We start from the raw sequence: 20,300 nt of genomic DNA, 5'->3' as shown, positions 1-20,300 counted from the left end.
ATGGTTTGAGGGTTTTTGAATTGAAGAAATAAAAGACTATTCAAGATTCATTGTCAAAGGAATTCTATATCTGCTTCTTACCGTTTCACCTTTGTATTTGGCGGGTTTCCACTTGTCTTTTACGCTTCTTACTGCCCTTTTAACCTCAGCGTCGAAATTCGCATTTGTTCCTTTTGCCTGCACGTCTGTAACTGTACCATCTCTTTCAACTATAAAGCTAATTATTGTTTTCAGGGTATTTTCTCTTTCTTTTTTAAAAGAATCTACAACTATCGCATTGGCAAACTTTTTCCTGAAAGTATTGAGTCCGAAAGGATATTGAGCCACTTCATGCGGGGAATCATAGACTTTGGTGATACTTGCAGGAAGCATATCGTCTTTAGTTGCAACATTTGGCGGCGGTGGTGGCGAAACTTCATGCTGAGCAAAAAAAGCCTGACTGCAGATTGAAAATAAAATAGCAAAAATATTCTTCATTTTTTGATTTTTTCCAAAAGTATAAATTTAAAACGGCATCAAAAATATGATGCCGCCTTTATTTTTTACCAAATTACCATTTTTTTAAACCGATGGGAATATAGAAGATATATCTCACAGGTTTGCCTCCAATTTTGGCAGGCTTCCATCTTTCAAAAACTTTTTTTACTGCTTCTTCACCAGCCGCGGCGTGTTTTTTATTTTTGCTGATTGCGGCATATTTCCTTACGTAGCCATCTTTTTCTACAATCACGTAAATCGTGGTGCTAAACTGATCCTTATTTTTTATATCAATAATCGGCATGTTTTCTGAGACTTTGTATAAATAAGCTTTCTTTCCGCCTGGATATTCTGGCTCTTCTTCAGCTACGGTAACTACATCCTTCAAATCCAGCTTTTTTTTGAGCTCTGCATAATCTGGAAGTTCTTCAACAGATTTTGGACCTTGTGGCTTTGCTTCTGCATCGGTTTTTGGCTTGGTCTGTGCAGCTATAAACGCGGGAACAGAAGCCAACATTACCATCATCAATAATTTTTTCATTCAAAAACTTTTGTGTAAAATTAAAATAATTAAGAATATGGCTTTCTTACAAAAAAAGTGCCTAATTATAATTTTAACCAAATCATTATCAATAAAAATTCTTTTTTTTTAATAAATAATTTATGTTTGTAGTAAAATAAACATAAAATGAAAATAAAATTTAGCTTAATCTATCTCATAATTACTGTTTTGCTATTTCTAACAGAAGTAGTTATTGCAACAGTATTGCAACATAATTTTTTTGTAAGAGCCTATCTAGGCGATGTTATTGTTGTTATGCTCCTCTATTCTTTCGTAAAAAGTTTTGTTAAAATGAATAACCAAAAACTAATTTTAGGAATTTTCATTTTTTCTTGTTTAATTGAATTGGCTCAATATTTCAATATTGCAGAAAGATTAGGCTTTCAAAAAGGAAGCTTTATGTATATCGTTATAGGAAATTCATTCTCATGGATTGACATTTTGTGTTATGCCTTTGGATGTGTATTGCTTTTTATTTGGGTAAAAATGAATCAGCCAGAATAATTTCATTTCACTTTCTTACAATTCATAAAATCATCTCCCAAACTGATCGTATTTGTCTTCTGCATATTGAATGAAGCGATTGAGAAGAACAATATTTTCTTTTTCTATCTTAGTAAGCTCATTATCAACATTATTAGACACGGGAATATACCAATCTGTCTGCTCAAAAAAGTATCTGTAAGTTGGTTTTTTAAATGAATAACCATGTCTTGCAAAAACTGAATTTTTAATAATTTCCATATCCAGTTTTCTTAAATTTTTAAGATCTTTTTCTGTTAATTTCTGCTTCGAAGCATTGATTTTGAATACTTCATCAGAAGCAATCCTATTTTTAGAAGTAGTGTAGGATTCTGTTTTCCCCGTTTCTTCGTCGGTATATTTTTCCACAAAATCTTTCGGATTTTCCCAGTCTATGAGCTCAGAATTCTCGTTGAGCATAAAATTCGGGTTATAGACGAAATTCTTTTTAATCAGTTTAAGTTTTTTCACGGGAGCATTCACTGCAGTTTTTTTGTAGGCGGCCCAGTTTCCAGAAATAGAATCTTTATTTAGGATTATTTCAAATCTGCCATCTGACTTGTTGTTCCCTGGTTCGTCTAGCACAAATGTATTCGTTGCCTCATTAAAAACGCCTCGAAAAGGTCTTTGATTTCCACTCACAATGCTTTGTCCGTAGACAGAATCTTTTGTAATACGGTTTATTTTCAAAGAAATTTTTTGTCCGCTGTAATTGGGATTGTCCCAATCTTTCGGGTTTTCACTATAAAAGTCACCATTGTAAATTCCATAAAACTCTTTATGAATCTCTGGAGCCACAACAGAATCTTTTTTTGTTACACTTTTTGTATCAGACTTTACTGTAGTATCCTTTCCTTTTTTACAACCCACTAAAGCGCCTACTGAGATAGCAATAACGAATAATTTTAAAGTTTTCATAAATGTTTTTTTCTGATTAAATATTCAATAAAAATAAGATTTGGAACCCAACCGAGCCATGCAATAATTTGATAAACATCCATAGGGTTTGGGTGAAATAAATATACAATAATTACTTTCCAGATTCTCAAGGTAAGCGCAGAAATTGTGAGGGCAAAACTCCGCCACATCCATTGCTTGTGTTCTTTGAATTTTTTCTGTTGGGCTAGCTGATACGCTTTGAAAGTAGAAAACCACCAAATACATCCTAAAATAACGAAAGAAAGTTTGGATAAAAACCCGCCATTGGCAAAAATCCCCATGTAAATTCCGGAGGGTGCGGCAAAGAAGAGAATCAGAAAAATATAAATTTTCCCAGTATTTCTGTGAAAATTTTCCCACCCGAAATTCTTCCTGAGAATTGCTAAAAATCCTGTCAGTAAAACAAAAATACTGGTGTAAACATGGGTGTAGAAAAACCAAAGATATTCTGGTCTTTCAACCACTTCCGTCTGTTTGATCATTAAAAAACTGACATCTGTTTTAAGTGGAACATATTCTAAAGTGATTTTCAACATCAGGCAAAAGAAATACTCAAATCCTATAATTAAAAGGATTTTTGTTAAGATTGGGATTATTTTTTTGAGCGAAAACATATTAAAAAAACAAATAGTACAAATTGTACTACAACTATTTAATAATAGTCTGTTCGATGATTTAAAGTAATTGTGGGATATATGTTTTATTCAATCATTTTCATTCACCACTACTGAATATTCATTTTTACCGGAAGTCTGAATTTATATCTTACTGGGCTCCCGTTAATCTCCCCCGGGCTCCATTTTGTTTTTGCTACTCTATTTAGCGCACTTCTTATTTCCTCATTCAAAGAATAGTTCTCTCCTTTCACTCTGATATCTGTAATAAAACCGTCTTTACCAATAACAAATTGCGCTTCAGCACTCAGAAAACCTTTTCCAATGATTTTATTTGATTTAATACCTTCAGAAAACTTTTTCCTGAATACATTAATTCCTCCGGGATACTCTGGTTGCTTATCTACAGATTCATAAATAGTATCACCTCTTTTCACTTCATTAGACATCATGGGAATAACTTGCTGTGAAAACGATTTTATTGAAAAAAGAAGTATAGAAAAGATAAATATTTTTTTCATTACAATTAAATTATAAATTATTTAAATCCTGCGAAATCAGCCACGCCTCACTCCAGCATGCCTGAAAATTAAATCCTCCGGTCACGGCATCAATATTTAAAACTTCTCCGGCGATATAGAAATTCGGCAAAATTTTTGAAGACATATTTTTGAAGTTAATCTCCTTTAAATCAACGCCTCCAGCGGTTACAAACTCATCTTTAAAAGTTGATTTTCCGGTTACCTGAAATTTCTTTTTGCATAAATTTTCAATAATGGTTTGCATTTCTTTTCCGGAAATATTGGCAATTTGTTTATTTAAATCCACTTTTGAAACCTCCAAGATTCTTTGCCAGAAACGATTCGTGACATCAAAAATTTTCGAAGATCCAACCGTTTTTTTAGGATTGGATTGTTTGAAGTTTTGAAATAATTCTTCCGCATCATCCATATCTTTTGAAATAAAATTGACTTCAATTTCGAAATTATATTTCACATTCGCCAAATTAATCGCTTCCCAGGCAGAAATCTTCAAAATTGCCGGTCCCGATAATCCCCAATGTGTAATCAGAAGCGGACCGCTTTCTTCGGTTTTCAGCTTTGGTATCGATGTTTCTGCCATTTCAAAACTTGTTCCTGCCAAATCTTTTAACAAATCGTCTTTGATATTAAATGTAAACAATGACGGAACAAGATCAATAATTTTATGCCCTAAATTTTCAATTATTTTCAGCGATTTTGGCGAACTGCCTGTAGAATAAATGAGAAAATCAGCTTCAAAAGCTCCTAAACTGGTATTTACAATATATTTTTCGTTGATCTTCTGGATTTCTTTAACCGAACATTTTGTTTTTACTTCTACATTTTTCTTTTGAATTTCATTTAAAAATGTTTTGATAACCGTCTGAGAAGAATTGCTTTCGGGGAAAACTCTGTTGTCATTTTCAATTTTTAAAAGAACATTTCTTTTCTCAAACCAATCCATCGTATCGCCAGGCTGAAATTTTGTAAAAACACTCAATAGTTCTTTGTTTCCGCGGGGATAAAACTGAACCAATTCTTTTGGATCAAAACACGCATGGCTTACATTACACCTTCCGCCTCCAGAAATTTTCACTTTCTGAAGTACGTCCGAATTCTGCTCAAGAATTGTAATTTTATATTTGTTCTCGTCAAGATTTGCTGCACAGAAAAACCCTGCTGCACCTCCTCCAATAATGATTATTTGCTTCATAATTTTTGATTAAGCATAAAAACACAAAAATTTTCGTCTTTAAAATTTTTATGCAACATATTATTTTACAAAACTACAATTTTTATAAACCATCTTATTTAAGTAATTTTGCGCCAATCAATCAACCGCACAAGCACTTCTCTTTTTCTCTTTTAAGAAAATAAATTTTGAACTTTTTGTACATTATTTAATGTGGGAGCCTTTTGTGGTTAAAAATAAATTTAAATGACTTTCTATCATACTTTTGAAGTTCGCTGGAGCGATCTGGACGCAAATAAACATCTTGCCAATTCTTCTTACGTACAATATTGCGCACAAACAAGAATGGCTTTTATGAAAAAGGAAAAAATGGGTGTTACCCAAATGAGCCGTTGGGGAATTGGCCCTGTGATTATGCACGAAAGATTTTCCTTTTTTAAGGAAATATTTGCCGACCAAAAAGTGATTGTAAGCTTAGAAATCGACGGTTGCGCAGAAGATGCGGCAATTTATCGTTTTATACACAAATTTTATCTTCCCGATGGCTCTCACTGTGCTACTTCTGAAGCTACTGGAGTTTGGATTGATACCATGCTGAGAAAAATGACCACGCCACCAGATGACGTGATGGAAGCGATGAACAAATACAAAACACCAGAAACGGTATTGATGACGAGAGATGATTTTAAAAAATTACCTTTCCGTCCGGAGAATATTGACCCCGCAATTTTTAATAAATAAATGATGATTGGTAAATGATGATTGATACTCTAGAACGTTTTCAAAATCATTTATCCGTAATCGACAATCAATTATATAAAAAGATATGTTTGAAGATAAAGAACCAGAATTAACGCCCATTTCCAAACTAGGAGAATTTGGGTTGATAAAACATTTAACAGAGCATTTTCCTGTAGCAAATGACTCCACGATACTTGGTGTTGGTGATGATGCAGCCGTAATAAATCCTGGGGATAAAAAAGTTGTTTTAACGACCGATGTTCTGGCGGAAGGTGTGCATTTTAATCTTGGATATGTTCCTTTGAAACATTTGGGATATAAAGCTGTTGTTGTGAATCTGAGCGATATTGCAGCAATGAACGCAACGCCAACCCAGATTTTGGTTTCACTGGCGGTTTCTAACCGTTTCCCTGTAGAAGCATTAGAAGAATTATATTCTGGAATCCAGGCAGCTTGTACGAGATACAAAGTTGACTTAATTGGCGGAGATACAACGAGTTCCAACGCAGGATTAATTATGAGTATTACTGCTGTAGGAATTGAAAATGAAGAAAATATCGTTAAAAGAAGTGGTGCAAAGCCTAATGATCTTTTGGTGGTAACAGGAGATTTGGGAGGTGCTTACATGGGACTTCAAATTTTGGAAAGAGAGCATTCGGTTTTCCTTGCTGATCCAAACATGCAGCCAGAAATGGAAGGTTTTGATTATATCTTGGAAAGACAACTGAAGCCTGAGGCAAGAACCGATGTAAAAGCAACTTTGGAGCAGTTAGACATTAAACCAACTTCTATGATTGATGTTTCTGATGGTTTAGCCTCTGAAATTTTACATTTATCTGACCAGTCTAAAGTTGGTTTCAGATTGTACGAAGAGAAAGTTCCGATGGATAATCTTACAATCACAACAGCAGATGAATTTAATTTAAATCCCGTGATGACAGCATTAAGCGGTGGTGAGGATTATGAGTTATTATTCACTATTTCTCCTAATGATTTTGATAAAATGAAAAACCATCCTGATTTTACGATTATCGGTCATGCCGTAGAAAAAGAGGAAGGAAACTTCATGGTAGCAAGAGGATCAAACCAATTGGTAGCTTTAACAGCGCAGGGTTGGGATGCTTTTTTGAGCAATCAGCAGAATGATTAAAATTTAATTTTAAATATTGTGAAAGCCACTGCATTTTGTAGTGGCTTTTTATTAACATTGATGTATGGCTGAATACTAGCAACTCGAACATTCCATTTATTTGCGGTGCATACTTTTCTTTAAGAGGAAAAAGGAATTGCTGAAATTTATCCAGTTTGTTATTCTAAAGATGATGAAGAAACTAATTTAGATATAATTAGTAATCCAAATCGGAGGATATTAAGAATACCACGGGGATACTTTTCAGAATCAGGAGTTTTTGAAAAACCTGATACTAAGGTTTAGAAAAGACAATTTTCCAAACTAAGAAACAAAGAAAAAAGCCAGCTAATTCGCTGGCTTTCAATTTATTTCTTACTCATATCTGCAATAATATTCATTGCTTCTTGGAGGTAAGTATCTTTGCGGAGATTTTTAACCCAGATTTCAGACTTCTTTTTGAAGGCTTCATCTTTTTTCTCCCTTTCTATTTCGGCCGGATACATTGTAAATTTCAAACCGTTATCAAACTTCGTCAATACTTTGAACTTTTCAATTTGTGCTTTTCTTTGCTTCATCAAATCGTTGAATTTATTCATATTCAAAGTAATCGTCTCTTCTTTGTCTAATTTCTCTCTCCATTGTGCAGATTCCATGAGCAATTGATAGTTTGAGTTTTTCGCCATTCTTGCATTGCTTGCCGCTTCCAGAGCTTTCACATCAAAATAGCTTAATTTTTCATATTTAGTAGCCGGAATTTTATCCCAAGCTAAAGCAAAATCATCATATCGCTCTCCTATTTCAGAATAGCTGAAGAAATCTTTCATTTGGACGTCAGAAACAATTCCTTTTCTCTGGTTAGATTCTCCTGTAATTCTATAGAACTTCTGTATGGTTAGTTTCAAAGAACCAAAATCATCTTCTGTATTTAAAAATCTATTTAAATCAACAAAAGTTTGCACAGTTCCTTTTCCGAAAGACTGAGGTGAACCAACAACTATAGCTCTACCGTAATCCTGCATTGCTCCAGCTAAAATCTCAGAAGCAGAAGCCGAAAGTTCGTTTTGCATTATAACAACTGAACCTGTCCAGATTGGAGCTTCTTGTTTGTTTTTAAGCGTCTGAATTTTCCCGTTAGAGTCTTTCACTTGTACATAAGGCCCTGCGTTCATAAAAAGCCCCATAATGTCTCCCACTTCCGTTAATGAACCTCCACCATTGTTTCTAAGGTCTAAAACGATTCCTTCGATGTTTTGAGCTTTTAATTTGATGATTTCATTTTTAATATCATCAGAAGCATTTCTTCCTTTTTCATTTTCGAAATCTGCGTTAAAACTTGGCAGATTAATAAATCCGTATTTTTTCCCGTTTGGAGAGTTTACGATGATACTTTTGGCAAAAGTATCTTCAATAGCTACTTCCTCACGAATCATCGTTACTTCTTTTACCGTCCCGTCTTTTTTCTGAACAGTTAAAGTTACAGGCGTACCTTTTTCTCCTCTAATTAAACGTACAGCTTCGTCAGAAAGCATTCCTACAACGTTTACGTGATCTTCTTTCGGCTTAGATCTCACCTTCAGAATTTTATCGCCTTCAGAAAGTTGTTTTGATTTCCAGGCTGGAGCGCCTATCGTTAATGCTCCCAAATAAAGATTCCCTTTTTTCTCTTGAATGATAGCTCCTATTCCTATTACTTTTCCTGTGAATTGAGTGTCAAAATCTTCTTTATCTTTTGGAGAATAGTAGTTTGTATGCGGATCAAAAACTTCTGTATAAGAATTCATATAGACAGAAAACCAATCCATTTTCTTTCTTTTTTTGAATCTTGTAAAAGTCTCTTTTACCAAATCTTTTACCTCGTCTGTAGCTTTTTTAATTTTTTGCTGAGGCGTAAGAATTTCAATTTTAATAGTATCTTTCAACTTGTATTTTTGTACAGAATCTTTCTTTTCTTTCTGCGCATCATACTTGCTATTCATAGATTCAACTTCTTGAAGAATGTTGTATTTGATGTACTTTCTCCATTCGTTGTATTGTTCTTGCTTATTGGCAGGAATTTTTTTATTTTTTGATTCTAAAACCAAGGTTTCATCTTCTTCAAGGTTGATTGGTTTGCTAAAGATGTCTTGTGTAATCTTATCAATTTCATCTACTCTTTGATAAAGTCTGTCGATTGTCAATTTATAAAAAACTAAATCTCCCTGATTAAGATAATCATCTAGTTTCGTTTCGTGTTTTGCAAATTCTGCCATGTCAGATTGTACAAAATATCTTTTCCCCGGATCTACCATTTCAAAATAATGTTTGTAAACATCTTTAGAATAGGCATCGTTAATGGGTTTAGGGCTATAATGAAGATATGAAAGTGTGTTTTTTACACTCACCATTATCGTCTGCATTTTTTCATCATCATTTTTAGGTGAATTGAAACAAAACATTAAGCTTGTTAATGGAATGAGGAGTAAAAATTTATTCAGTTTAAAATTTTTCCACATAAATTTTTAATGTATAATATTATTTTTTTTTAAAATTGTTTGCTGATTAGTCTATAAAATTTAATAGCTGTTACAAACTATCAAATTTAATACCTTATTTAGAAATATCATTCTGTTTTCAGGTTTTTTTAATAATTAAATCCTGTAAAATTTAAGACTTTGATTTTCTGCATCAATTTTGTACACTATTAATTAAATTGAGCCTTTCAAAAGAGCAATCCTTAATTCTTATCTTTGTCTAAATTAAATATAAAATATGAAAAAACCCTTGATTCTGGTAACCAATGACGACGGAATTACCGCTCCCGGTGTAAGAAATCTAATAGAATTTATGAATGAAATTGGTGATGTTATCGTGGTAGCACCCAATTCCCCACAAAGTGGAAAAGGTCATGCAATAACCATTAATTCTACATTAAGCTTTGAAGAATTGCATCTTGATGGACCTCAAAAAGATTTTTCGTGTAGCGGAACACCAGTAGATTGTGTAAAAATGGCTTTAGATAAAATTTTGCCAAGAAGGCCAGACATTGTGGTTTCTGGCATTAATCACGGGTCAAATTCTTCAATCAATGTGATCTATTCCGGAACGATGTCTGCAGCAGTAGAAGCCGGTGTGGAAGGTTTACCATCTATTGGGTTTTCACTTTTAGATTTCAGTTGGGAAGCAGATTTTACACAAGCCAAAGAATATATTCAGGGAATTGTAAGGAAAACCTTAGAAAATCCTATGCCTAAAGGCGTTGTTTTGAATGTGAATATCCCGAAATTAAAAAAAGAAGAAATTAAAGGCGTTAAAATATGTAAGCAGGCCAATGCAAAATGGGAAGAAAGTTTTGATGAAAGAATCAACCCGCACGGCAAAAAATACTATTGGTTGACAGGTAATTTCAATAATATGGATGAATCTGAAGATGCTGACGAAACCGCTTTAGCAAAAGGATACATCTCAATTGTACCTGTGAAATTTGATATGACAGCTTATGAATATATGAACACACTAAATTCGGTAATGAAGTTTGATTAAGTATCAAAAAAAATAATAATCTTCTCCCGTAGATTTTCTGAGATGATAGCATAGAATCTTTGAAAATCTGCGGGAGATTTATTGGTAAAAAATGACTTCTACATCCTTTTTTATGAATCTTTTCCGTAATTTTATTTAAATTAATTTTTTGAAATATGCGAATAGAATATGATATAAAATTGGGATTCAAAGATGTAATGTTCAGACCAAAACGTTCCACTTTAAAATCTCGTTCTGAGGTAAATCTTGAAAGAGAGTTTACCTTTAGGCACACTCAAAAAAAATGGAAGGGTACCCCCATTATTGCCGCCAATATGGATACGGTAGGAACTTTTGAAATGGCGATTGAGTTGGCAAAAGATAAAATAATTACCGCTATTCACAAACATTATTCTGTTGAAGAGTGGACTAATTTTTTAGACTCTCAACCTCAAGAAATCCATCAATATATCGCTTTGAGTACCGGAACAGGAAAAGCTGACGAAGAAAAGATTAAAAAAATCCTACACAAACATCCTCAGATTGACTTTTTGTGCATAGACGTTGCCAATGGATATTCAGAACATTTTGTTCAATTTGTAAAAAAAGCAAGAGAAAATTTCCCAGACAAAATCATTATTGCAGGAAATGTGGTAACTGGTGAAATGGTAGAAGAACTGCTTTTAGTAGGTGCAGATATCATTAAAGTAGGCATTGGTCCTGGTTCGGTTTGTACTACGAGAGTGAAAACCGGTGTAGGCTATCCTCAGCTTTCCGCAATTATAGAATGCTCTGATGCTGCTCATGGATTAAAAGGTCATATCATTGCTGATGGCGGCTGTAAAGTTCCTGGGGATGTTGCCAAAGCTTTTGGTGGCGGAGCAGATTTTGTGATGCTCGGCGGAATGTTTGCCGGACACGATGAAAGCGGTGGAGAAATGGTAGAAGAAAGCGGTAAAAAATATAAATTTTTCTACGGTATGAGTTCTAAAACGGCAATGGACAAACACTCTGGAGGCGTGGCAGAATACAGAGCTTCTGAAGGCAAAACGGTAAAGGTTTCTTACAAAGGCTCGGTCTCAGAAACAGTAAAAGATATTTTGGGTGGTGTACGCTCAACCTGCACTTATGTAGGTGCTTCCACTTTGAAAGAATTATCAAAAAGAACTACTTTTATAAGAGTTCAGGAGCAGGAAAATCAGATTTTTAATGACTAAAAAAATCCCTTTCATCCAATTGATGAGAGGGATTATATTTTAAATTTTTTATATTTATCTTAAGTAAGCATTCCTCCGTCCACGTTCAAAACTTGTCCAGAAATATAAGATGACATTTCACTACCGAAGAAAACGCACGCATTGGCAACATCTTCTGGCTGCCCTCCTCTCTTCAAAGGAATACCCTCTCTCCATCCTTGTACTGTTTTTTCGTCTAAAGCTGCTGTCATTTCCGTTTCAATAAATCCTGGCGCAATTGCGTTGCAACGAATGTTTCTTGAGCCTAATTCTAATGCAATAGATTTTGTAAAACCAATTACTCCGGCTTTTGAAGCTGCATAATTGGCTTGTCCTGCGTTTCCTTTTACTCCAACTACAGAAGTCATATTGATGATAGACCCTGATTTCGCCTTCATCATCGGCTTTATTACTGCTTTTGTAAGGTTGAATACAGAATCTAAATTTACTTTGATAATTGTATCCCAATCATCTTTAGACATTCTCATCAACAAATTGTCTTTGGTGATTCCTGCATTGTTGACCAAAATATCAATTTTACCAAACTCAGCCATCACATCATCTACTAATTTCTGAGCAGCATCGTAATCTGATGCATCAGACTGATATCCTTTAATGTGAGTTACAGAACTTAAAGCAGTTTCCAATTCTTTCGCTTTTTCTACAGATCCGGCATAGGTAAATGCTACTTTTGCTCCCTGTTGAGCGAAAATTTCAGCAATTCCCTTCCCGATTCCTCTTGTAGCTCCGGTAATTAGTGCTACTTTTCCTTCTAATAGTTTCATATATGATTAATTTTTTTTTGAACCTAAATAATTTGTTGGGTTTAAATTATCTGGTTTGCAAATATATTATTATTTGTTGGCTGTATTAAAGTCAGGGATTAATTTTCTTCTATTTCACAGCATTATTCACAATAAGCACAATCTCGCCTTTTAAAGTTTTACTTTTAGAAAATTCAATTAACTCATTGATAGTCCCTCTTTTAGTTTCTTCAAATTTTTTCGAAATTTCTCTGCTCAAACTTGCTCTTGTTTCTTCCCCGAAAAATTCTTTGATTTGTTCTAAAGTCGTATTTATTTTATGTGGGCTTTCGTACAAAACAATCGTCTTTTTCTCTTCTGCCAATTGTTTCAGCTTGGTTTGTCTTCCTTTTTTTGGGGGTAGAAAACCGGCAAAAAGAAACTCATTATTTGGTAAACCAGAAACCACCAAAGCCGGAATTAATGCCGTTGCACCTGGAAGACAGATCATTTCTATATTATGATCCGATCCTGCTCTTGCTAATAGATAACCAGGATCTGAAATTCCCGGAGTTCCCGCGTCTGTTATAATCGCAATATTCTGACCGTGTTGAAGGTCGGCAATCACTTTTTCGGTTGCGGTATGCTCGTTATGTAAATGATACGATTTTAAAGGTTTTGAAATTTCGTAATGCTTCAGGAGCACTCCAGATGTTCGTGTGTCTTCACACAAAATATAATCTACTTCTTTCAGCACTTTTATCGCTCTGAAAGTCATATCTTCAAGGTTCCCGACCGGTGTGGGAACAAAATACAGGATTCCGCTCAAAATTATATAAATTTATTTTCTACCAATACCCAAAGTCTTTGAGCATATTCATCTACTTTATCCCATTTTTTGTCATAATACAACTCACTGAGATACTCTTTTGCTTCATCAATAGTTCTACATCTGTTTAGTACAGAAACAGCATTATTAAGATCCGTCTGGCTTCCACTGAAAAGTACTTTTGTGAAAGCCAATCTGTCATTCAGATCTAGTCTGAACTCAGGTCTTTGCTTTTCAGCTTCCATAAAATCTATAGGCATATTTGTTTTAATCAAACTTCCTGTATCTTCTTTTGCAGCAGGTATTTCAGCTTTTTCTTTCGGTATTTCTCTTTCCAAAGGATCATCATCAAATAAGGTCTGGATATTTTTCAAACCTCTGATGTTCGCCAATTTTATTTTCTTTTCTTGGCGGTAGGCTTCAATATTTTCAAAACTTTCGTCTGATCGTAGATTATCACTTCCCGTTTCAGATTGAGGTTTATCAATGTCTACGATTTTTCTGCGATCAGAATCTTCAGGTTTTATTTCAATCATTTCCTCAGGAACTTCATTACCTGTTTTAATTTCGCTTAAAATAGATTCACCATTTGAAGTCTCTGTGATGATTTCGTCTTGTTCATGAATAAAGCTTGAAACATACTCATTTTCAGTCTCTTCAATCAAAATATCATCTTCATTCTGTTCTGTTGCAAAAACGTCGTTAAAAGGATTTTTTTCTTCTAGTAGAATTTCAGAATCAGGTTTTTCTTCATCGTTAATTTCATTAAACTGATCATTGAAAACAGTTTCTTCCCCAGTCACTTTATCTTCAAAGATTTCTTCTGTGATATCGTCATCATTATCTGGTTCAGAATTTCCCAGAATTCTTTCTTCATCTACAAAACTGAGAACACGGTTGGTATTTTCAGATTCTTCATCTTCATCAATTTCATTGAGTTGATTGTTGAATACAGCTTCTTCTTCCAATTGCAGATGATCAGAAATTTCGTCTGAAACAAAATTCACATCCTCTTCCGGCTGATTTTCTTCGGCTAAATTGACTCTATTTTCATGGAAATGACTTTCTTTAATTTCATTTAATTGATTATTAAAAAACGCTTCTTCTTCAATTTCAGATTTACTTTCAGGTTCGGTGAAAGATTCGTTTCCAATTTCGTTGAGCTCATTATTGAAAATCGCCTCTTCTTCTGTCACCGGATCTGGCATTAGTAAATCGTTCTGTTTAACTTCAGAAAAATTAGAATTTTCTTGGCTGTATTGTTCGAGATTTTTATTCAACAATTTCAAGAAAGCAATTTTTTCAGCGAGATCATGTAATAGATCATGCTTTGAAATCAATTCGTCAACACTGTTTGTTTTACCCAAAATACTGATGATATTTTGGGATTCAAAAAAAATCTTCTCCTTTAAATCTTGAATGTTCTGCATTGTAGATTCTTATTAAAATTGCTTACTTTTGATGTTAAAATATTACGGCTAATTTAACAAATGTTTTTAGAAAATACAATTAATCATTCCAAACAGAGCGGTTGGATGGAAGTTATTTGTGGCTCAATGTTTTCTGGAAAAACTGAAGAGTTGATCCGAAGACTGAGAAGAGCTGAAATGGCGGGGCAAAATGTGGAAATTTTCAAGCCCAAAACTGATACCAGATATTCTGATGAAGATGTGGTTTCGCACAACAAAAACAAAATCCGGAGTACTGCGGTAGAAAATCCTGATGAAATTATTTTGTTAGGGTCAAATTGTGATGTCGTGGGAATTGATGAAGCTCAGTTTTTTGACGAAAGCATTGTTGCCGTAGCCAATCAATTGGCAAACAGCGGAATACGTGTAGTTATAGCAGGTCTTGATATGGATTTTCTTGGACGCCCTTTTGGGCCGATGCCTCATTTGATGGCAACGGCAGAATATGTCACAAAAGTACATGCCATCTGCCGAAGAACCGGAAATCTTGCCAACTATTCTATGAGAACTTCTGCCGGAAAAAATCTTGTAGAATTGGGGGAAACAGAAGCTTATGACGCTGTAAGTAGAAGCGTTTTTGTGGATGAAGTTTTAAATAAGAAAAATTAATTTAAGTTTGAAATTTTTGAAATTATATTGAAATAGTAATTTAAAAGAACATTTTTCAAAATTTAATGAAGAACAGATAACATGAATTATACTATTAAACAAATAGCAGAAATAACAAACGCGAAAGTTATTGGAGATAAAAATTTGATTATCAAAAATATAGCTTTTGATAGCAGAATCATTTATTCTACTAGAAATACTGCGTTTATAGCTATTAATACTAATAAAAACTCTGGAGAAAAATTTATTGACTCGGTTATCGACAGAGGGATTAATATAATTATTTCTGAACATCACTATCCTCAATTTGAAAATATAAACTGGATAATCGTTAAAAACTCTGTTGAATTTCTTCAAAAATTAGCTCAGTATCATTTCGAAAGTTCTCATTTACAATCCATCGGAATTACCGGAAGTAATGGCAAAACTATATTGAAAGAATGGCTTTATCAATGTCTTTGGAATGAGTTTCCAACAGTAAAAAGCCCCAAAAGTTTTAATTCTCAGATAGGTTTACCTCTTTCTTTGCTTCAAATCAACGATTCTCATAAACTTGGGATTTTCGAAGTAGGAATTTCAATGCCCAACGAAATGGAAAAGCTTGAAAATATTTTTCATCCAAAAATCGGTTTATTAACTCATATTGGAACAGCTCATCTTGCCAATTTTCAATCTGAAGAAGAATTGATTTTAGAAAAATTAAAATTATTTAAAGATTCTGATACCCTATTTTTTAATGGAACCGAACAAGTTTACAACCTCGTTTACAAAACTTATTCCCCAAAATATTCAAAAACAACTTTAATCTCGTACGGACTTGATAATGTGAATAATATTTCCATTATTTCAGATATTAGGGATAGAAATCAAGATATAAAAATAAAATATTTTCACGAAGAATTTTCACTTAAAATTAATCAAAGAGATGAAGTAACTTTAACTAATGTTTTGGCATTAATAGGAATTTTGAAGAATTTTGAGTTTTCGAATGAAAAAATTCAATATAAAATTGACCAACTTCGTTCTGTAGAAATGCGTCTCGAAAGTATAGAAGGCATCAAAAACAATATCGTGGTTAATGATTCTTTCAACTTGGATCTAGACTCTCTGAAAACCGCTTTACAGTTTCTGAATGAATATCAAAAGTCAAAAAAATCTTTGGTTCTGACAGACATTTTGGGAGTTAATTCTAATTTAAAAGAATTATATGATGAAGTTTCAGACTTGGTTAATGAACAAAAATTTGATTCTGTTTTCTTAATAGGAAATGAAATATCAAAATTCAGTGAGTTATTTAAGTCTAAAACGTATACTTTCATTAATACTCAGGAATTAATTGATAGTAAACATCTTATAGAAATTGAAAATCAAATAATTTTACTGAAAGGAGCAAGAAAATTTGAAATCGAAAGGCTTAAAGATATACTTGAATTAAGAAAGCATGATACCGTTCTAGAAATCAATTTAAATGCACTACTTCATAATATCAATTATCATAAATCTTTGCTTAAACCTACTACCAAAATGATGGCGATGGTAAAAGCCAACTCTTATGGATTAGGAAGTTTTGAAATTTCTGAATTTCTGCAACACCATCATATTGATTATCTTGGTGTAGCTTTTGTAGATGAAGGTGTTGAGCTGCGAAAAAAAGGAATTACCGTACCAATCGTTGTCATGAATCCTGAGCAACATAGCTACGAAACGGTTATTCAATACAATCTGGAACCCGAGATTTATAGCTTTCGCGTTTTGGAATTATTTTACGAAGCTGTACAAAAATCTGGTTATGACAAGAAATATCCCATCCATATTAAATTAGAGACAGGAATGCATCGTCTTGGTTTTAAAGATCATGAATTGGACGAATTAAGTAAAAAATTGAATAAAATAAATGTAAAGGTTAAAAGTATTTTCAGCCATCTATCTTCTTCAGATATACCAAGTGAAAATGAATTTACTTCTAAACAACTCAACATTTTCGAAAAAAATTCTACTTATTTGATAGAAAAAATAGGATATTTCCCTATTCGACATGTATTGAATTCTTCGGGAATCACAAACTATACTAATCATCAATATGACATGGTAAGAATAGGTATTGGGATGCTAGGAGAATCACAATATAGTGAAATAAAAAAACAATTACAGCCTGTTGTTAGCTTCAAAACAGTAATTTCGCAAATTTCTTTGGTAGAAAATGGAGAATCTGTAGGCTACAGTAGAAGATTTAAAGCAGATAAGCCTACGAAAATAGCCACCATCCCTGTGGGCTATGCAGATGGAATTCCTAGATTGATAGGAAATGAAGTGGGATCTGTAGGAATCAACAAAAATTTAGCGCCAATTGTTGGCAGCATTTGTATGGATATGATGATGATTAATATCAATCACATACCCAATGTAAAAGAAGGTGACATCGTTACTATTTTTAATGCAAAACCTAGCTTAAGAGAATTTGCAGATTATTGCAAAACTATCACTTATGAAGTATTAACATCCATTTCGCCAAGGGTAAAACGGATTTATGTAAAAGATTAATTATGAGAAAACTCCTCCTTCTTTTATTCGCAATACAGATTCTTTTTATAAAGTCTCAGGTAAAAAAAGATTTAGTGATTCCTAAAAATCCAAAGATTGGGCTTTCACTTGCAGGTGGAGGTGCAAAAGGTTTTTCTCATGTAGGAATTCTAAAAGTACTGGATTCTTTGGGCGTAAAAGTTGATTACATTTCTGGAACAAGTATGGGGGCCATTGTTGGAGGTTTATATGCTTCCGGATATTCTGGAAAAGAAATAGAAAAAATTGTGATGGATACAGATTTCTACTCGCTAATCCGAGATCCGAAGTCAAGAAAAGAAAGCACATTTTTTAATAAATCTGTTGATAAATATTTGTTTTCTATCCCATTAAAAAATGGAAAAATTACCCTACCCTCGTCTATCAGCTCAGGACAAAAGAATGTTTATCTCTTAAAAGAACTTTTTAAGAATGTTTCCAACGTTAATGATTTTTCTAAACTTCCCATTCCTTTTATGTGCGTTGCCACGAATCTAGAAAGCGGAAATATGGAAATTTTTGAGAAAGGAGATTTGGTGCAGTCGATTATGGCAAGTTCTGCCTTTCCATCGCTAATGGATCCTGTAAAAATAGGCGACAGTATTTACATAGACGGTGCGATGACCGTAAACTATCCTTCAAAACCACTAAAAGATAAAGGGATTGATATTGTGATTGGAGTAGACTTAAATCAAGATTTATCGAAAAGAGAAGATCTCAATAATATAATCTCAATATTAAATCAAGTAATCGACTTTGGAATTCAAAAAGATACTCGCAAACAATACAAATATACCGATATCAACATCAAGCCAAACCTTACCGGGATGACAGCTACAAGCTACGATGAGAAGAAAAAAATTCTTGATAGCGGGTACGTGGAAGGTAAAAAATACGCTGCTATTTTGGATCAACTACCAAAACGGCAATTTGAACGCCTCAGACAGGCCATAAATCCAATTTATTCTAATGTTTATAAGATTGATAGCATTTCAATAGAAGGAGGTAAAATATATGGTAAAAACTATGTTCTAGGGAAAATGGGACTTCGTCTACCGTCTATGCAAACGTATGGAAGTATCAACAAAGGTTTAGACAAATTGGTTGCAACGAATAATTATAGCCTTATCAACTATGACATCGTGACAGAAAATAATATTAATTATCTTAAATTATATGTAACAGAAGATGATGCCAGACATTTTTTGAAAGTAGGACTTCACTACGATGAAATTTTCAAAACTGGGCTTTTATTAAATTATTCTTCAAAAAGACTGTTATTTAAAAATTCAAATCTTTCTTTCGACGTCATTGTTGGAGATAATCCAAGATATTATTTAAACTATTTTATTGATAATGGATACATACCTGGGTTTGGAATTTATTCTTCTGGTATGAGTTTTAATATTAAAGGAAACAACAATATCGATATAGACAATTGGGAATGGTTGCGAAACGAAGCTTACGTACAATCTATATGGAGAGATAAATTTGCCGTGGGAGCTGGTATTAGCCATGATTACTTTGAAGCAGAAATAAATGGTTCAAATAAAAGATACAATAGATTTCTAAATCCTTATATATTTTTGAAAAGCGACACCCAAAACGACCGTGATTTTCCAACAAAAGGATTTTATCTGAATGCTGAAGGTAAGGTAGTAGATTTACTAAAATCAGATGTTGAAAAACGGCTGATTCAGGTAAAAGCAGATATTAGGATAAATATACCTCTTTCGAAAAAATTTAGTTATCATCTTAATCTTTACGGTGGAATAACCATAGGCGAAAACCTGCCAAAATTCTATCAATATAGATTAGGAGGTATTTTTGAGCAAAATGTAGTTAATTTTAAAACTTTTAACGGTTTTTATTTTGCTCAGCTTAACAGTAATAATGTTGCGTTGATATCAAATGATATTCAATTTAAATTTAATAAAAACTTTTTCTTAAGCGGAAACTTTTCTTTTGCTAACCTTTCAGATGATATTAGTTTTGAAGATGCAGTAAAAGTAAATTACAGTTCATTTGGTGCAAGCGTGGGCTACAAATCTCCTTTTGGACAAATTAAATTTAACTTCGGTCACTCACTTAAAAATAATCAAAAAGGCATATTCAGTGTAATTTTAGGACACTGGTTTTAAAATCATGATACAATTCTTTTACGAAAACCTACCAGAAACTGTTAATACAAAATATACAGTGTGGCTGGAAGATATTATTCTTTCAGAGGAAAAAAAGCTAGGTGAAATCAATTACATCTTTTGCGACGACGAATATTTATTGAAGGTAAACCAAGATTATCTTCAGCACGATTACTATACAGATATCATTACTTTCGATTATGTAAAAGGCAAAACAATAAGCGGAGAGATTTTCGTATCTTTGCAGCGCATTTCAGAGAACGCTTCTACCCTATCCAAAAATTATGAAGAAGAACTCAGAAGAGTCTTAGCTCATGGCATTCTTCATCTTTGCGGATATAAAGATAAAACTGAGGAAGAAGAACTGTTAATGCGAAGTAAAGAAGATTTTTATATTGCAAAATATACTAAATCTTTTTAAAGCTTATTCCCACTCTCCGCATTTTTCATTTTCTATTTCAGAAAAGAAAATGATCTCAAACAAATATTGCGATTGAGGCTAAATAAGACACGTTAC

General features: G+C 33.3%; 19 protein-coding genes. 9 read left to right on the top strand and 10 right to left on the bottom strand.

From position 1 onward, the window contains the following. Nucleotides 1-36 precede the first annotated feature (36 nt). Together BW939_RS00985 and BW939_RS00980 are read right to left on the bottom strand one after the other, a co-directional pair. A complete protein-coding gene (locus BW939_RS00985; RefSeq protein ID WP_076448922.1) occupies nucleotides 37-477 on the bottom strand; it encodes an energy transducer TonB in 441 nt (146 codons plus the stop codon). 73 nt (nucleotides 478-550) lie between these two features. Continuing rightward, nucleotides 551-1,018: an energy transducer TonB gene (locus BW939_RS00980; protein WP_076448920.1), complete on the bottom strand. Its 468-nt coding sequence runs from the start codon at nucleotides 1,016-1,018 to the stop codon at nucleotides 551-553. 147 nt (nucleotides 1,019-1,165) lie between these two features. On the opposite strand from BW939_RS00980, the gene BW939_RS00975 reads away from it, so the two are divergent. Continuing rightward, nucleotides 1,166-1,543 (top strand): ribosomal maturation YjgA family protein, encoded by a 378-nt coding sequence (locus tag BW939_RS00975; protein WP_076448919.1) that lies wholly within the window; start codon nucleotides 1,166-1,168, stop codon nucleotides 1,541-1,543. A 30-nt stretch (nucleotides 1,544-1,573) separates the two neighbouring features. Here BW939_RS00975 and BW939_RS00970 read toward each other — a convergent pair whose 3' ends face one another. The 4 genes from BW939_RS00970 to BW939_RS00955 form a co-directional block, all read right to left on the bottom strand. Beyond that, the gene (locus BW939_RS00970) at nucleotides 1,574-2,479 is read right to left on the bottom strand and encodes a YARHG domain-containing protein (RefSeq protein ID WP_076448917.1); all 906 of its coding nucleotides are present in this window, start codon (nucleotides 2,477-2,479) and stop codon (nucleotides 1,574-1,576) included. Beyond that, nucleotides 2,476-3,114 carry a DUF2306 domain-containing protein gene (locus BW939_RS00965; protein WP_076448915.1) on the bottom strand — a complete coding sequence of 213 codons (639 nt, stop codon included), beginning with the start codon at nucleotides 3,112-3,114 and terminating at the stop codon, nucleotides 2,476-2,478. Before BW939_RS00965 ends, BW939_RS00970 begins: the two co-directional genes overlap by 4 nt. Nucleotides 3,115-3,224: 110 nt before the next feature. Beyond that, nucleotides 3,225-3,635 (bottom strand): energy transducer TonB, encoded by a 411-nt coding sequence (locus tag BW939_RS00960; protein WP_123891547.1) that lies wholly within the window; start codon nucleotides 3,633-3,635, stop codon nucleotides 3,225-3,227. Between the two features lie 10 nt (nucleotides 3,636-3,645). After that, complete coding sequence (locus BW939_RS00955) at nucleotides 3,646-4,848, bottom strand: BaiN/RdsA family NAD(P)/FAD-dependent oxidoreductase (protein WP_076448911.1); 1,203 nt, start codon at nucleotides 4,846-4,848, stop codon at nucleotides 3,646-3,648. Between the two features lie 225 nt (nucleotides 4,849-5,073). On the opposite strand from BW939_RS00955, the gene BW939_RS00950 reads away from it, so the two are divergent. After that, nucleotides 5,074-5,568, top strand: a complete 495-nt coding sequence (locus tag BW939_RS00950) for an acyl-CoA thioesterase (RefSeq protein ID WP_076448909.1) — start codon at nucleotides 5,074-5,076, stop codon at nucleotides 5,566-5,568. Nucleotides 5,569-5,653: 85 nt separating this feature from the next. After that, nucleotides 5,654-6,718 carry a thiamine-phosphate kinase gene (thiL, locus tag BW939_RS00945; RefSeq protein WP_076448907.1) on the top strand — a complete coding sequence of 355 codons (1,065 nt, stop codon included), beginning with the start codon at nucleotides 5,654-5,656 and terminating at the stop codon, nucleotides 6,716-6,718. A 347-nt stretch (nucleotides 6,719-7,065) separates the two neighbouring features. On the opposite strand, the gene BW939_RS00940 is transcribed toward thiL, so the two are convergent. Next, the gene (locus BW939_RS00940; protein ID WP_076448905.1) at nucleotides 7,066-9,192 is read right to left on the bottom strand and encodes a carboxy terminal-processing peptidase; all 2,127 of its coding nucleotides are present in this window, start codon (nucleotides 9,190-9,192) and stop codon (nucleotides 7,066-7,068) included. Between the two features lie 256 nt (nucleotides 9,193-9,448). On the opposite strand from BW939_RS00940, the gene surE reads away from it, so the two are divergent. Both surE and BW939_RS00930 read left to right on the top strand, forming a co-directional pair. Continuing rightward, nucleotides 9,449-10,219, top strand: a complete 771-nt coding sequence (gene surE / locus BW939_RS00935) for a 5'/3'-nucleotidase SurE (protein ID WP_076448901.1) — start codon at nucleotides 9,449-9,451, stop codon at nucleotides 10,217-10,219. Between the two features lie 155 nt (nucleotides 10,220-10,374). Further along, a complete protein-coding gene (locus BW939_RS00930) occupies nucleotides 10,375-11,415 on the top strand; it encodes a GMP reductase (protein WP_076448899.1) in 1,041 nt (346 codons plus the stop codon). Between the two features lie 59 nt (nucleotides 11,416-11,474). Here BW939_RS00930 and fabG read toward each other — a convergent pair whose 3' ends face one another. From fabG to BW939_RS00915, 3 genes are all read right to left on the bottom strand, one after another. Beyond that, nucleotides 11,475-12,218: a 3-oxoacyl-[acyl-carrier-protein] reductase gene (gene fabG / locus BW939_RS00925; protein WP_076448897.1), complete on the bottom strand. Its 744-nt coding sequence runs from the start codon at nucleotides 12,216-12,218 to the stop codon at nucleotides 11,475-11,477. Nucleotides 12,219-12,327: 109 nt separating this feature from the next. Beyond that, nucleotides 12,328-13,005 (bottom strand): 16S rRNA (cytidine(1402)-2'-O)-methyltransferase, encoded by a 678-nt coding sequence (gene rsmI, locus BW939_RS00920; RefSeq protein ID WP_076448895.1) that lies wholly within the window; start codon nucleotides 13,003-13,005, stop codon nucleotides 12,328-12,330. A 2-nt stretch (nucleotides 13,006-13,007) separates the two neighbouring features. Next, a complete protein-coding gene (locus BW939_RS00915) occupies nucleotides 13,008-14,435 on the bottom strand; it encodes a hypothetical protein (protein ID WP_076448893.1) in 1,428 nt (475 codons plus the stop codon). A gap of 60 nt (nucleotides 14,436-14,495) precedes the next feature. Between BW939_RS00915 and BW939_RS00910 the strand changes: the two genes are divergently transcribed. The 4 genes from BW939_RS00910 (at nucleotide 14,496) to ybeY (ending at nucleotide 20,204) form a co-directional block, all read left to right on the top strand. Continuing rightward, entirely contained in the window at nucleotides 14,496-15,083 is a 588-nt protein-coding gene (locus BW939_RS00910) for a thymidine kinase (protein ID WP_076448891.1), read from the top strand. 81 nt (nucleotides 15,084-15,164) lie between these two features. Further along, a complete protein-coding gene (locus tag BW939_RS00905; protein WP_076448889.1) occupies nucleotides 15,165-17,624 on the top strand; it encodes a bifunctional UDP-N-acetylmuramoyl-tripeptide:D-alanyl-D-alanine ligase/alanine racemase in 2,460 nt (819 codons plus the stop codon). Nucleotides 17,625-17,626: 2 nt separating this feature from the next. Continuing rightward, entirely contained in the window at nucleotides 17,627-19,783 is a 2,157-nt protein-coding gene (locus BW939_RS00900; RefSeq protein WP_076448887.1) for a patatin-like phospholipase family protein, read from the top strand. 4 nt (nucleotides 19,784-19,787) lie between these two features. After that, nucleotides 19,788-20,204, top strand: a complete 417-nt coding sequence (gene ybeY, locus BW939_RS00895; RefSeq protein ID WP_076448885.1) for an rRNA maturation RNase YbeY — start codon at nucleotides 19,788-19,790, stop codon at nucleotides 20,202-20,204. Nucleotides 20,205-20,300: the final 96 nt, after the last annotated feature.

The organism is Chryseobacterium piscicola (assembly GCF_900156685.1).
In the GTDB taxonomy this organism is placed as follows: Bacteria; Bacteroidota; Bacteroidia; order Flavobacteriales; family Weeksellaceae; genus Chryseobacterium; species Chryseobacterium piscicola.
This window is presented reverse-complemented; position numbering and strand designations above follow the sequence as displayed.